Genomic DNA, 14702 nt, shown 5'->3' on the forward strand with positions numbered 1-14702 from the left:
TGATGTCCACGCCGAAGGACTCGGCCGGATCAAGGACAGGAACTTGCATGCTTGAACCTCGGTGCATGCAGCGGCTAGACTGGATCGGTCGGGGTGGGCGTTTGCGCTGGCGTGGGCTTGCATCTATCGGTCGTCAGCATCCCCCCGGCCTCACGGCCGGGGCTGCTGCGGCTGCATTCCTAATCGACGTTCAGGCAAACGAAATGGGGAGCTCACTACGGTGGTCTGTCCGCTGCTGACGGCAGATAGCCCGGATCGTCCCTCCATCCCGACACCCTCATCCGCTGCGTCTGAGAGTGCAGGCGGAACATACAAGCCCGGATGCCAATCCGGGGATCGTCCATCACACGCGCCGCGTCGTCTCCCGCACGATCAATTCGAGCGGCGGCACGTGCACCTCTTCGGCGGCGTGCCCGAGCATGCCCAGCAGCGCGTGCGCCGCATACAGCCCCATCTCGTAGATCGGCTGGCGCACCGTCGTGATCGGCGGTGTCAGGTAGGCGGCGGCCGGCAGGTCGTCGACACCGACCAGCGACACATCGTCCGGCACCCGGATGCCGCGGCGGTACAGCACCACCCGCGCACCGAAGGCCGATTGGTCGTTCGCGCAGAACACCGCACTGAACGAGCGCCCGCCGTCGAGCAGCCGCGTCATCGCGAACAGGCCGCCCGGCTCGGTGAAATCGCCCTGCACCACCAGCTCGGGGTCGGGCGTCAGCCCGGCCTCTTCATGCGCCTGCAGGTAGCCCTGGTAGCGGTCCTTCGCGTCGTCGTGGTCGCGCACGCCGGCGATGTGGGCGATGCGCCGGTGCCCGAGCGAGATCAGGTGGCGCGTGGCCAGGTAGCCGCCGCGCACCTGGTCGAGCTTGATCGCGATGATGTTGTGGCTGTCGAGGTGGCGGCCGGTCACGACGATCGGCTGGTGCCGCGCAAACTCGACGATCTGCGCATCGTCCATGTGGCCGGTCAGGATCACGACGCCGTCGATGCGGCGCGTCATCAGCAGCCGCACCCGCTCGGCCTCCTCGCGCGCATCCCAGTGCCCGCTGACGATGATGGGCGCGTAGCCGCTGCCCAGCAGCCCGGTCTCGATGCCCTTCATCGCCCGCGTGTAGAACGGGCTCTCGATGTCCTGCGCCAGGATGCCGATGGTCATCGTGGTGCCGGTCTTCAGGCTGCGCGCGAACAGGTTGGGCTTGAAGTCGAGCTTGCTGATGGCGGTTTCAACCGCCTGGCGCTTGTCGGAGGTGACGCGGGCGGTGCCGTTCAGGATGCGCGACACCGTGCTCGGCGAGACGCCGGCCTCGCGCGCCACGTCGAGCAGGGTCACGGCAGCCGGGACGGTCAGGGGCGAACGGACATTCGGACGGGTCACGGTGGGCTGTGGCGAGAGGGCGATTCGCGATTTTGCATGGGGTTTCAAGTATGGCAACGTTTTCATGACCGTGCCAAAACCAGATGGCACCATGACCGGGACAGATGGCTCGCTCCCGCGCGCGCCGAATGTGTGCCGGCGCTGGCGATCAGTCGCACCACTCGAGTCACGAATGGCGCCAATGCTTGCTTGCAGCGCCATCTGGCACGAGTTACATGCCCGCGACAAGCTGCACGATCTCGGGGATTTCCCCGAGTCCGACCATCTTGACCCGCGCTGGCGCCGCGCTTCTAATTCACTTCAATCTGAAATCGATTTCAGAAATGCCACCGCCTTCAAGTGGGCAGGACTGTCCGGATTCCCCTCAGGGTGACTCCGGAGAGGACTTTCCCTCAGTGGTGAACCACCCCGGGTTTTGTCGATTGACACCCCGCCGGGCCACGGTTGAAATCGTTTGCAGATGTGAAATCGATTTCAGCCGAGCCGTTCTGGCCGAAGTTCGACCCCCGTCAGGCACGAGCCTGTACAACAGCCGGCGGAGCGAAAGGCAGCCCGCCCGGCGTCCACAAAGACCTTAGGAGACCCGACGTGACACGACTGATGAAACCCCTGCTGCTGAGCGCAGCACTGGCGCTGGCCTCGGCCGCTTCGGCCCAGACCACGACGACGCTGACGGTGGCGTCCTTCCCGAGCTTCGACCTGGCCATCAAGGCGGCGATTCCGCTCTACAAGAAGCTGCATCCCGAGGTCGAGATCAAGCTGACCAGCCTGGCCTTCGGCGACCACCACACCGCGATGACGACGGCGCTGGCCACCGGCGCCAACCTGCCGGACGTGATGGCGGTGGAAGTGGGCTTCATCGGCAAGTTCGCCGAATCGGGCGGCCTGGAAGACCTCGGCAAGGCGCCGTACAACGGCCTGCAGTACACGTCGAAGATCGCCAAGTTCACCGTGCCGCAGGGCATGAGCGGCAGCGGCGCGCTGGCCGCGATGCCGGCCGACATCGGCCCGGGCGCCCTCTTCTACCGCAAGGACCTGCTCGACAAGGCCGGCGTCAGCGAGGCCGACCTGACCAAGAGCTGGGAGTCGTACATCGAATCGGGCAAGAAGGTGAAGGCTGCGACCGGCGCCTACCTGCTCGCGAGCGCGGTCGACATCAAGGACATCTACATCCGCTCCGGCCTGAAGGACGGCGAGGGCATCTTCTTCGACAAGAAGGGCACGCCGCTGATCAACACGCCGCGCTTCCAGAAGGGCTTCGAGCTGGCCAAGGCGGCGCGCACCGCCGGCATCGACGCCAAGATCACCGCCTGGTCCAACGAGTGGAGCGAAGGCTTCAAGCGCGACAAGGTGGCCTCGCAGATGATGGGCGCCTGGCTGGCGGGCCACCTGTCGAACTGGCTGGCACCGGAGTCCAAGGGCAAGTGGCGCTCGGCGCAGCTGCCGAACGGCGCCTACGCCTCGTGGGGCGGCTCGTTCTACGCGATCCCGAAGAAGGCGGCCAACAAGGCCGCGGCCTGGGACTTCATCAAGTTCATGACCCTCGACAAGGGCATGCAAATCGAAGCCTTCCGCAGCCTGGACGCCTTCCCGTCGCTGATCGAGGCGCAGAGCGACCCCTTCCTCGACCAGCCGATCGAGTACCTGGGCGGCCAGAAGGCGCGCCAGCTGTGGAAGGTGTCGGCCGACAAGATCAAGGCGATCGCGGTCGACAAGTACGACCCGGTGGCCAACGATGTCGTCAATGCCGAGCTCGACAAGGTGCTCGAGCAGAACAAGGACATCAAGACCGCCCTGGCCGATGCGCAGGAACAGGTCAAGAAGCGCGTGCGCCGCTGACCCGCTGCGCCTCTGACTCACTTCTGATCCCCAGCTGACCGACAGACCGGGCGCGGCGCGAGCCGCCGTGCCCGGCTGCACCCGACACCATGCAGGCCATGCCCAAACCCACGGTCCCGACGACCACGACGCCGCTCGGCGCGGGCGCCGCCCAGCCCGGCGCGCGCAAGCGCCGCCGCAGCTTCCGCGACTACGCGCCGTACGTGTTCATCAGCCCGTTCTTCATCCTGTTCCTGGTGTTCGGGTTGTTTCCGCTGCTGTTCTCGATCTTCATGTCGTTCCACCGCTGGGAGCCGGCGGCCGGCCTCGACGCGATGCAGTGGGTGGGGCTGGAGAACTACATCTACGTCGTCACCAACGACGACTGGTTCCGCAAGTCGCTCTACAACACGGTGTGGATGGCCATCGTGTCGGGCGTGCCGCAGCATGCGGTGGCGCTGCCGCTGGCGTTCTTCCTGCACACCGCGTTCGGCCGCTGGCGCAACGCGGTGGTCGGTGCGTACTTCCTGCCGTTCATCACCTCGACGGTGGCGATCTCGCTGGTGTTCTCGTCGCTGTTCTCGCGCGACTACGGCGTGGTCAATGCGGCGCTCGGCGCGATGTCGCAGGTGCCGGTGCTCGGCTGGCTGTTCCCGGCCCAGAACATCGACTGGGCGCAGCCGTACTACACGAAGTGGATGATCTCGTTCGTCGTGTGGTGGCGCTATGTCGGCTTCAACACCGTGCTGTACCTGTCGGCGATCCAGACGATCCCGAAGGACCTGTTCGAGGCCGCGACGATGGACGGCGCGAAGGCCTGGCAGCAGTTCCGCTACGTGACGCTGCCGATGCTCAAGCCGATGATCTTCTTCGCGGTCACGCTGACCATCATCGGCAACCTGCAGCTGTTCGAGGAGCCCTTCATCCTGACCGGCGGCACCGGCGGCCTCGACCAGGCCGGCAAGACCGCGGCGATGCACATGTACGCGACCGCCTTCATCGACAACGACTTCGGCACCGCGTCGAGCATCGCCTGGCTGCTGTTCATGGTGATCGCGCTGGTGACCTGGGGCAACAACCGCCTGCTCGGCGAGAAGAAGGCCTGACGCGATGAGCGCGACCTCGATCCGATTCGCCCACCCGGCCACCGCCGCGAGCGCCTACGCCATCGTGCTCGGCGGCGCGCTGCTGATGCTGGCGCCGTTCTATTTCATGTTCGTGTTCGCGACGCACTCGAACCGCGAGATCCTGTCGGTGCCGCCGCCGCTGTGGTTCGGCGATGCCTTCATCGACAACGTCAAGCTGCTGCTCGACCGCCTGCCGTTCTTCTGGCGCAACTTGAGCTGGAGCGTCTACATCGCGGTGGCGATCACCGCGCTGAACCTGCTGTTCTGCTCGCTGGCCGGTTTCGCGTTCGCGATGTACGACTTCAAGCACAAGGACCGGCTGTTCGGCTTCGTGATGGCCACGCTGCTGCTGCCGAGCTTCGTCGGGATGATCCCGACCGCGCTGACGATGAGCTGGCTCGGCTGGCTGAACCAGCCGAAGGCGCTGATCGTGCCGGCGGCCTGCGGCGCGCTCGGCATCTTCATGATGCGGCAGTACATCGGCTCGGCGATCCCGCGCGACCTGATCGACGCCGCGCGCATCGACGGCTGCGGCGAGTTCGGCATCTACCTGCGCATCATCGTGCCGCTGATCGGCCCGGCGCTGGGCACGCTCGGCCTGGTGACGTTCATCGGTGCATGGAACAACTTCCTGGGCCCGCTGATCGTGATGCGCGACATGGAGATGTTCACCGTGCCGCTCGCGCTGCGCTCGTTGCAGGGCACCGGCCAGACGCCGTGGGGCGCCATCTGCGCCGGCTCGTCGATCGCGGTGCTGCCGTTGCTGGTGATGTTCGTGCTGGCCTCGCGCCGGCTGATCGAAGGGCTGACCGCCGGCGCGGTCAAGGCCTGAGACGCTGACTTTCTCATTCAAGGATCCCGACCCGTGACCGACCCGAAATTTCCCCGCGGCTTTGCGTGGGGCGTCGCCACCAGCGCCTACCAGATCGAAGGTGCGGCCCATGAAGACGGCCGCGGCCCGTCGATCTGGGACACCTTCTCGCACACCCCGGGCAAGACCTTCGAAGGCCACACCGGCGATGTCGCCTGCGACCACTACCACCGCTGGTCCGAGGACGTCGACCTGATCGCCGGGCTGAACGTCGACAGCTACCGCTTCTCGATCGCGTGGCCGCGCGTGCAGCCGCTCGGCCACGGCGCCTGGAACGACAAGGGCCTGGCGTTCTACGACCGGTTGGTCGACCGCCTGCTCGAGCGCGGCATCGCGCCGCACCTGACGCTGTACCACTGGGACCTGCCGCAAGGCCTGCAGGACCTCGGCGGCTGGGGCGTGCGCGACACCGCCTATCGCTTTGCCGACTACGCCGCGGTGATCGGCCGCCGGCTGGGCGACCGCGTCGCGAGCATCGCGACGCACAACGAGCCGTGGTGCACCGCCTTCCTCGGCAACGGCAACGGCCAGTTCGCGCCCGGCTTCAAGGACCCGCAGCTCACCGTGCAGGTCGCGCACCACCTGCTGCTGTCGCACGGCCTCGCGCTGCAGTCGATGCGCGCGGCCGGCGTGAAGGCGCCGCTGGGCATCGTGCTGAACCAGTCGCCCGCGACGCCGGCCACCGACAGCCCGACCGACATCGCGCTGGCCGAGCGCGAGTACGCGACCTTCGTGCGCTGGTACATGGATCCGATCTTCCTGAAGCGCTACCCGACGGCCCCCGGGGTGCATCTTTATCCGGTCACTCATGAAAACGATTTCGAAGTGATCGCGCAGAAGCTCGATTTCCTCGGCGTCAACTACTACACCCGCATCTGGGCCTCGAGCGAGGACCCGCAGCGCCCGGCGCCGAAGCTGCGCGGCGAGAGCGACATGGGCTGGGAGAACTACCCGCAGGGCCTGACCGAGTTGCTGGTGAAGATCCACCGCGACTACCCGTTGCCGCCGGTGTGGATCACCGAGAACGGCACGGCCTGCGCCGACCAGCTGGTGGGCGGCAAGGTGGCCGACCCGCAACGCATCGACTACCTGAGCAGCCACCTGGGCGCGGTGCGCGACGCGATCGCGCAGGGCGTGGACGTGCGCGGCTTCTTCTACTGGAGCCTGCTCGACAACTACGAGTGGAACTCCGGCTACGCGAAGCGCTTCGGGCTGGTTCACGTCGACTACGCGACGCAGCAGCGCACGCTGAAGGACAGCGCGCATTGGTACCGCGAGTTCATCGCGCGGGCCCACAGCAAGAACCCATCGGAGACCTGAAGAAATGTCCACCCTGACCCTGCGCGGCGTGCGCAAGAGCTACGAGAACAGCGTCGAGGTGATCCGCGGGATCGACCTCGACATCGCCGACGGTGAATTCGCCGTCTTCGTCGGACCGTCCGGCTGCGGCAAGTCCACGCTGCTGCGCATGATCGCCGGCCTCGAAGACATCGACCAGGGCGAGATCCGCATCGGTGGCGACCTGATCAACGAGGTACCGCCCGCCGACCGCGGCGTCGCGATGGTGTTCCAGAGCTATGCGCTCTACCCGCACATGACCGTCGCCGAGAACATGGGCTTCGCGCTCAAGCTCGCCGGGCAGTCGAAGGACGAGGTGAAGAAGGCCGTCGGCCGCGCCGCCGAGATCCTGCAGATCACGCACCTGCTCGAACGCAAGCCGAAGGCGCTCTCCGGCGGCCAGCGCCAGCGCGTCGCGATCGGGCGCGCCATCGTGCGCAAGCCGCGCGTCTTCCTGTTCGACGAGCCGTTGTCCAACCTCGACGCGTCACTGCGCGTGCAGATGCGCATCGAGCTGTCGAAGCTGCACAAGGAAATCGGCAACACGATGATCTACGTCACGCACGACCAGGTCGAGGCGATGACGCTCGGCGACCGCATCGCGGTGTTCAACGCCGGCCGCATCGAGCAGGTCGGAACGCCCATGTCGCTGTACGAGCACCCGGCCAACCAGTTCGTCGCCGGCTTCCTCGGCTCGCCCCGCATGAACTTCATCCCCTGCGTCGCTGCGGCCGCCGGCAGCGGCGCCGTGCAGCTGCGCGTCGAACAGGCCGGCACGCTCAGCCTGCCCGGCGGGCTGCCGTCAGGCGCGTCGGCCCAGCTCGTGCTCGGCATCCGCCCCGAACACCTCGGCATCGGCCGCGTCGAGAACGGCCTCGCCGCACGCGTCGACCTGCTCGAGCACCTCGGCGATTCGATCATCGTGCACGCCACGCTGCGCGGCACCGCCAACACCGTCTCGCTGCGCGTCAGCGCCGACCACGAAGGGCTCGGCGCCGGCCAGGACATCGGCCTCGTGCCGCAGGCCTCGCGCGCACTGCTGTTCAACGACAACGGCGCCGCCCTCGCCCTCCACTAGGGATCCCCCATGCACGCCTCGCTGCCCATGCTGACCACCGCTGCCATGAAAACGATTTCTCGCGTTTTCCGGACAGACCGCCCGGTGCCCGGCCGCAGCGCGGCGCCCCCGTTTTGGCCGCCCCTCCAGAGGCCAAAAGCCGCCACTTCGGCGAACGACCTTTCCACCCCAACAGGAGACCAGGAGACACCATGAACAAGAAACCTCTGTTCCTCGCGATGGCGCTTGCAGGCGCCGTCGGTTCGGCCGCCGCCGGACCAGTCATCGACTTCTCGGGCTACATGCGTGCTGGCGTCGGCCTGAACACGCGTGGCGGCAACCAGGTCTGCTACCAGCTGGCCGGTGCCGACACCAAATGGCGCCTGGGCAACGAGTGCGACTACGTCGTCGAACCGAACATCAACGCGAAGCTGGCCGAGTTCGAGGGTTCCGACTGGCACGTGCACGTGATGCCGAGCGTCTACAAGGCCTGGGATGCCGGGCAGTCGCAGCCCGACGCGCTGACCACGCGCTTCGGCCAGATCTACACCTACGGCGACCACATCAGCCAGCTGGCCAACGGCAAGGTCTGGGCCGGCCGCCGCTTCTACAACCGCCTGCAGCTCGGCATCAACGACCAGTTCCTCGAGAACAACGACGGCAACGGCGCCGGCATCGAGGACATGGAACTGGGCATCGGCAAGCTCAGCGTCGCGTTCATGATGGACCCGAACTACGGCGTGCCCGGTGTCGCCACCGATACCTCGGTGAAGAACAACCGCTTCACCTTCCCGGTGCGCCTGACCGGCATCAAGGACATCCCGAACGGCGACCTGTCGGTCTACGTGACCGGTTCGATGCAGTCGAAGACCGGCGGCGCCGACGGCCAGGAAGCTCCCAAGCAGCCGAAGGGCCTCGCGGTCGGCGCCTACCAGACCATCAACGGCACGCTCGGCGGCTCGACCATCTTCGGCGCCAAGTTCGACAAGCTGGGCTGGACCAAGAACAGCCGCATCGTGATCCAGCAGACTGGCAAGTTCGGTGACGTCACCGGGTGGGATGCGATCGCCGAGTACCGCATCAACAAGCAGCACAACGACGCCGGCAACGACGCCGGCAACAAGTGGTTCTCGCTCGGTGCGCGCACCGACACCTACCTTGGCGGGCCGTTCCGCGCGCTGCTCGAAGTGGGCCACGACCAGGTCAAGCCGGACGCCGGATCGGCCATCGCGGCCAATGCCCGCAGCACCGGCGCCCTGACGATGACGAAGATCACCGGCACGCTGGCCGCTTCGGCCGGCAAGGATCCGGGGTCGCGTCCGACCGTGCGCCTGTTCGTCACCCACGCCGCGTGGAACGAGGCGGCACGCCTGAACCTGGGCGGCACCACGCAAGCCGTCTTCGGCGACAAGAAGGCCGGCACGTCCATCGGGGTTCAAGGCGAAACCTGGTGGTGATCGGCCCGGGTCGCCGCCGGTAGGACAGGTTTTGCCGCGGTTGGGGGATCGTGCTTGCCCGACTCCCCCGGTGTGCGGCCCGACACGCGGGCTCGGCGCCTCGGCGCGGTGACCTGCGGGATCCCCACGGCGGTGGGGGTCCGAAGCGAGAGCGTTGGCCCGGCCTCGTGCCGGGCTTTTTTGCGTGCGTGGCTCCGTTCAGCCGGCGAGCAGCCGGCCGTCGATCGCGATGCGCACGGTGCGCACCGTCAGCACGGCCAGCACGACCGTCAGGAAGGCGAGCAGCGCGATCGCGATCGCCTGCAGCGGCCATGCGGCATGCACCGCGGCATAGTGCAGCGCCGCGTTGCTCAGCGCCGCCAGCGGGAAGCCGATGGCCCACCACGCCGGCGCGAACGGCACGTCGCGGCGGAACACCTTCGGCGCCAGCACGACGAAGATGAACAGCGCGAAGTAGAAGAGCATCGACGCGAAGCGGTCGACCGCGCCGCTCATCGCGGTGTACGCTAGGAAGCCGACCGCGAACGGCCCGATCAGCACCATCAGCGACGGCACCATCGCGGCTGCCAGCGGATCGTGGTGGATCAGCCGCGACAGCACCATCACCAGCAACACCAGCGCGAGCACCGTGCCGAGGGCCATCGCGGCCCAGTTGACCTCGGCCGCCCACGGCATCGGCATCTGCGCGCCGGTGACCGCGATGTCCAGCGTCGCGACGCCGGGGATCACCCAGGCGGGCACCGCGAACTTCGCATCGATGCCGCCGCGCAGCAGGCGCGACACCACCACGCCGCTCAGCGCGAAGGTGGCCACGGTGGCCAGTGACCACACCGCGATCGCCAGGGTGCTGCAGTACGGCTGCAGCACCGCCGACAGCAGCAGCACCGCGATCACGATGGTGCCGAAGAAGTTGCCGGCCACCGGGTGGCGGAACTCGGCGACCACCGCGTCCGGATGCAGCGCGAGCTTCGCCAGGTACGCGGCCGCCAGTACGCCGAACACGGCCAGCGCGAAGGCACCGATCGCTTCGCCGACGAGCGGTGGCGCACCGAACTGGCCGGCCGCCTGGCGCCACGCGAGCGCGAGGCCCGACAAGCCCATCACCGAGGCGAACAGGTTGACCGGCAGGTGGCGCACGCTGGGCGCGCTGCGAAGCGGGATGGCGGGCGGATGAAGGGTCGTCGACGGGCTGGTCATGCGGGCTCCGATGGCTGGAATTGCCGGACCCAGAAGTTTCGGCCACACTGCGGCCGGGCGTGCCGGCGATGCCAGCCGAATCCAGCCAAACATGCGAGAGCCTCCGCCATGCGCATCGGAATCCTTGTCTTTCCCGGCGTCCAGCTGCTGGACGTCGCCGGCCCGGCCGACGTCTTCGTCGAGGCGGCGCGCCAGCTCGGCGACCTGCGGGCCTACCAGGTGCAGGTGATCGGCACCGAAGCCGGCGCGCTGCGTTCCGGCAGCGGCCCGCGCCTGCAGGTCGACGCGACGGTCGCCAGCCACCGCGGTCGCCTCGACACCTTGCTGGTGGCCGGCGCCCCGGACGTGGCGTCGATCACCGGGCGCGCCGACGTGCAGCGCTGGCTGCAGCGCCAGGCGAAGGTCGTGCGGCGCATCGGCTCGGTGTGCAGCGGCGCCTTCGTGCTCGCGGCCGCCGGCCTGCTGCAGGGCCGGCGCGTCGCGACGCACTGGAACTCCGTCGACCGCCTCGCCGCCGAGAACCCCGGCGCCAGGGTCGAGCCCGACGCGATCTACGTGAAGGACGGCCCGCTGTACACCTCGGCCGGCGTGACGGCCGGCATGGACCTGGCGCTCGCGATGGTCGAAGAAGACCACGGCCGCGAACTGGCGCTGCGTGTCGCGCGCGAACTCGTGATGTTCCTGAAGCGGCCCGGTGGCCAGAGCCAGTTCAGTGCGCACCTGGCGGCCCAGACCGCCGAGAAGTCGGGGATCCGTGCGTTGCAGGACCACGTGCTCGCGAACCTGCGCGGCGACCTGTCGGTGCCGGCGCTGGCGGCGCGTGCCGGCATGAGCGAGCGCAACTTCGCGCGCGTCTTCAAGGACGAGGCGGGCATGACGCCGGCCGAGTTCGTCGAGGTGGCGCGCATCGACGAGGCACGCCGGCGTCTCGAGGCGAGCGACCTGCCGCTGAAGCGCCTGGCCGACGCGGTGGGCTATGCGAATGCCGATGCGCTGCGGCGCGCGTTCTCGCGGCGCGTGGGCGTGGCGCCGCGCGACTACCGGCGGCAGTTCACTTGATGGCGCCGACGCAAGCGGGATCCTGCGGCGGCACGATGGTCCACAGGATGTCGTAGGTCGAGGTCGCCGATCCACCGGGCATGAACGGCAGCGTCTGCAGTGGCGGCGTGCCGGCCGGCGCTTCATCGGCGCTGTGGAAGAGCTGCACCGAGCCGGCCTCGCGCATCGCGGCGAGGTCCACCCACGGCGATTTCAGCGGGTCGCCCGATTCCAGCACCGGCGGGTTGCTGCCGGCGTACACCGACACCATGCCGCCCTCGTAGGTCGGCCCGACCACGAAGCGCAGCGGGCAGGTCGTCGTCTGCCGCCACGCGGTCAGCACGGTGTCGGCCAGGTGCTGCGCCGGGTAGAACTGATCGGGCCGGCCGCGGCCGGCCAGCGTCGACGGGTCGATCACCGAGCGCGCATAGGCCGCCATCAACGCGACATGGATGACCAGCGCCAGCACGCACAGCCGCCGCAGCGTGGCCGCGCCGACGCGCGCACGCAGCAACCACGCGAGCCACAGGCTGATGAACTGCACGCTCTGGAAGCCCCAGTGGTCCTGCAGCCGCACGCCGAACACGAGGCACATCACCACCAGCACCGCGAGCGGAAAGCCGAGCAGCCCGAACAGCCACGCGCGGCGCACGCGCTGCGGCACCGCATCGTCATGCTCGGCGGCCACCGGCGCCGCACGCTGCCAGGCCAGCAGTGCGAGCATCGCCACCAGCACCGGCAACAGCATGCGCAGGTGCACCGCGCTGAACGACAGCAGCTTGTGCACCCGCCCGGCGGCGTCCAGCTGCAGCGCGGTCGTCGATGCGTAGCGCAGCGTCGAGAACTGGTGGTGGAAGACCCAGGCGATGTGTGGCGCGAACAGCGCGAGCGAGATCAGCACCGCCAGCGCGAGGCCGATGCGCGCGCGCGTGGTGGCCAGCATGCCGCTCAGGCCCAGCGCGAGGATCAGCCCGGCCAGCCCGACCGCCGACTGGTACTTCGACAACAGCGCGAGACCCGCCAGCACGCCGAGCGCGATCCACCATCCCCAGCCGGCGCGTGGCGCGGCGGCACGCAGCGCAACCCAGGCCGCGGCGGCCAGCAACACCATCATCACCGTGTTGTGGTTGAACAGCTGGCCCTTCCAGCTGAACGCGAAATGCAGCCCCCACAGCACGATGGCCACGCCGGCGAGCCGCTCGCCCAGCAGGCGCCGCGCGACGAGGAAGGTGAACACGGCGGTGCCGGCGACGCACAGCGCGGCCAGCACGTAGGGCCACAGCGGCCAGAAGCCGAACAGGCGAATCGCCGCCGCCAGCATCCAGGTCGGCAGCGGCGGGTGCTTGTGGTAGCCGCCCTCGAAGCTGTGCGACCAGGTGAACTGCTCGAAGTGGTCGCCGGGCTGTCCGGGGTTCAGCAGCGCGCCGAACAGCGCCCAGCCGACGCCGAAGGCCAGCGCGAACAGCAGGGCCGGCGACAGCGGCCAGCGCGAGGCAGCGTGCGGCCGATCGGAGACGGAAGACGAGAAGGCCATGGGTGGGGGAGCCGGGCTGCCGACAGGGCGCCGCAGTTTAATCCCCGCCCCCTGTGCCCGCGGGTGATGCGGGTGCGATCGGTAGTGACCCTCTAGGCGCCGGCACCGCGCCGCCCCTATCGTCGGCGACCGGCGCCACCGCGCCGATGCTGGAGTCGTCATGCCAGAACCCATCCTGCCGGAACACCTGGCATTGCAGCGCCTGTACCACTGGGAGCGCAGCGCGCCGGACCGCGTCTGCTTCACGCAGCCGCAGGGCGGCGGGGTGCTGCGCGAGTTCACCTGGTCGCAGGTGTTGGCCGAAGTGCGGCGCATCGCCGCCCACCTGCGCGAGCGCGGCGTGCGCGACGGCTCGAAGGTGGCACTGCTGTCGAAGAACTGCGCGCACTGGCTGATGGCCGACTGGGCGATCTGGATGGCCGGCGGCGTCTCGGTGCCGCTGTACCCGACGCTCTCAGCGGCGACGATCCGGCAGATCCTGCTGCACAGCGAGGCGCAGCTGCTGTTCGTCGGCAAGCTCGACGGGTGGGAGGCGATGCGCGCCGGCATCCCCGACGGGCTGCCGTGCATCGGCATGCCGCTCGCGCCGGCGAACGCCTACCCGCAGTGGGACGAGCTCGTCGCCCGCACCGCGCCGCTGGCCGGCGAGCCGGTGCGCGAGGCCGGCGAGCTGGCGACCCTCATCTACACCTCCGGCACCACCGGCATGCCGAAGGGCGTGATGCAGAGCTTCGGTGCGTTCGCATGGTCCATCCGCGCGGGGCTGAAGCGGCTCGACGCGATCGACCCCGACACCCGCATGCTGAGCTACCTGCCGCTGGCCCACGTGGCCGAGCGCGCGCTGGTGGAGCACGGGCAGCTGGTGACCGGCATGCACCTGTTCTTCGCCGAGAGCCTGGAGACCTTCGCGACGGACCTGCAGCGCGCGCGGCCGACGGTGTTCTTCTCGGTGCCGCGGCTGTGGGTCAAGTTCCAGCAGGGCGTGCACGCGAAGATGCCGCCGGCGAAGCTGCAGCGGCTGCTGAAGATCCCGCTGGTCGGCGCGCTGGTGCGGCGCAAGATCCTGCGCGCGCTCGGGCTCGACCAGTGCCGCATCGCCGCCTGCGGTGCGGCACCGCTGCCACCGGAGCTGCGCACCTGGTACCAGGGGCTGGGCGTGGCGATCCTTGATGCCTACGGCATGACCGAGAACTGCGGCGTCTCGCACGCGACGCACCCCGGCCGCGCGAGCCCCGGCACGGTCGGGCCGCCGTACGACGGTGTCGAATGCCGCATCGCGCCGGCGAACGGCGAGATCCAGATGCGCAGCCCCGGGCTGATGATGGGCTACTACAAGGCGCCCGGGCTGACGCGCGAGGCGATGACCGACGACGGCTGGCTGCACACCGGCGACAAGGGCGAGATCGACGAGCAGGGCAACCTGCGCATCACCGGCCGCGTGAAGGACCTGTTCAAGACGAGCAAGGGCAAGTACGTGTCGCCGGCGCCGATCGAGGACCAGCTGGTGATGCACCCGGCGGTCGAGGCCTGCTGCGTGATCGGTGCGAACCTCGGCCAGCCGATGGGCATCCTGATGCTGTCGCCGGCGGCTGCGCAGGGGGCGGGCAATCCGCTGTCGCGGCAGGAGCTGGAGGTCTCGTTCGAGGCCCACCTGCGCCACGTCAACGAAGGGCTGGATCCGCACGAGCAGCTCGACTGCCTGGTCACGGTGAGCGAGCCGTGGACCGTCGACAACGGCTTCATCACGCCGACCTTCAAGGTCAAGCGCAACCGGATCGAGGAGGCGTACGGGACGCTGTTCGAGGGGTGGTCGCGGGCGGGGCGTGCGGTGCTGTGGCACCAGGCCTGATGCCGGCACGCTGTTCCAACGGATTTCGCCACTAGACTGCC

General features: G+C 68.7%; 11 protein-coding genes. 8 read left to right on the forward strand and 3 right to left on the reverse strand.

Translation table 11 applies throughout. From position 1 onward, the window contains the following. Positions 1 to 343: 343 nt before the first annotated feature. Entirely contained in the window at positions 344 to 1330 is a 987-nt protein-coding gene (locus BUE42_RS14155; RefSeq protein ID WP_073465757.1) for a LacI family DNA-binding transcriptional regulator, read from the reverse strand. A 633-nt stretch (positions 1331 to 1963) separates the two neighbouring features. Here BUE42_RS14155 and BUE42_RS14160 point away from each other — a divergent pair. The 6 genes from BUE42_RS14160 (at position 1964) to BUE42_RS14185 (ending at position 9043) form a co-directional block, all read left to right on the forward strand. Further along, positions 1964 to 3214, forward strand: coding sequence for an ABC transporter substrate-binding protein (locus BUE42_RS14160; RefSeq protein WP_235002336.1), 1251 nt, complete (start codon positions 1964 to 1966; stop codon positions 3212 to 3214). A 98-nt stretch (positions 3215 to 3312) separates the two neighbouring features. After that, complete coding sequence (locus tag BUE42_RS14165; protein ID WP_073465759.1) at positions 3313 to 4299, forward strand: carbohydrate ABC transporter permease; 987 nt, start codon at positions 3313 to 3315, stop codon at positions 4297 to 4299. Positions 4300 to 4303: 4 nt separating this feature from the next. Further along, positions 4304 to 5152: a carbohydrate ABC transporter permease gene (locus tag BUE42_RS14170; RefSeq protein ID WP_073465760.1), complete on the forward strand. Its 849-nt coding sequence runs from the start codon at positions 4304 to 4306 to the stop codon at positions 5150 to 5152. 33 nt (positions 5153 to 5185) lie between these two features. Beyond that, complete coding sequence (locus BUE42_RS14175; protein ID WP_073465761.1) at positions 5186 to 6511, forward strand: GH1 family beta-glucosidase; 1326 nt, start codon at positions 5186 to 5188, stop codon at positions 6509 to 6511. Positions 6512 to 6515: 4 nt separating this feature from the next. Further along, positions 6516 to 7607: an ABC transporter ATP-binding protein gene (locus tag BUE42_RS14180; protein ID WP_073465762.1), complete on the forward strand. Its 1092-nt coding sequence runs from the start codon at positions 6516 to 6518 to the stop codon at positions 7605 to 7607. 191 nt (positions 7608 to 7798) lie between these two features. Further along, a complete protein-coding gene (locus BUE42_RS14185) occupies positions 7799 to 9043 on the forward strand; it encodes a carbohydrate porin (protein ID WP_073465763.1) in 1245 nt (414 codons plus the stop codon). 198 nt (positions 9044 to 9241) lie between these two features. On the opposite strand, the gene BUE42_RS14190 is transcribed toward BUE42_RS14185, so the two are convergent. Then, positions 9242 to 10240 (reverse strand): SLAC1 anion channel family protein, encoded by a 999-nt coding sequence (locus BUE42_RS14190; protein ID WP_073465764.1) that lies wholly within the window; start codon positions 10238 to 10240, stop codon positions 9242 to 9244. A 108-nt stretch (positions 10241 to 10348) separates the two neighbouring features. Here BUE42_RS14190 and BUE42_RS14195 point away from each other — a divergent pair, with 108 nt between their 5' ends. Continuing rightward, a complete protein-coding gene (locus BUE42_RS14195) occupies positions 10349 to 11299 on the forward strand; it encodes a GlxA family transcriptional regulator (RefSeq protein ID WP_073465765.1) in 951 nt (316 codons plus the stop codon). Here the strand turns inward: BUE42_RS14195 and BUE42_RS14200 are convergent. Beyond that, positions 11292 to 12812: a glycosyltransferase family 39 protein gene (locus BUE42_RS14200; RefSeq protein WP_073465766.1), complete on the reverse strand. Its 1521-nt coding sequence runs from the start codon at positions 12810 to 12812 to the stop codon at positions 11292 to 11294. The two genes, BUE42_RS14195 and BUE42_RS14200, sit on opposite strands and share 8 nt — an antisense overlap. 160 nt (positions 12813 to 12972) lie before the next feature. Between BUE42_RS14200 and BUE42_RS14205 the strand changes: the two genes are divergently transcribed. After that, positions 12973 to 14661 carry an AMP-binding protein gene (locus tag BUE42_RS14205; RefSeq protein WP_073465767.1) on the forward strand — a complete coding sequence of 563 codons (1689 nt, stop codon included), beginning with the start codon at positions 12973 to 12975 and terminating at the stop codon, positions 14659 to 14661. Positions 14662 to 14702: the final 41 nt, after the last annotated feature.

Origin of the sequence: Rhizobacter sp. OV335 (assembly GCF_900142965.1) — a bacterium.
In the GTDB taxonomy this organism is placed as follows: Bacteria; Pseudomonadota; Gammaproteobacteria; order Burkholderiales; family Burkholderiaceae_C; genus Rhizobacter.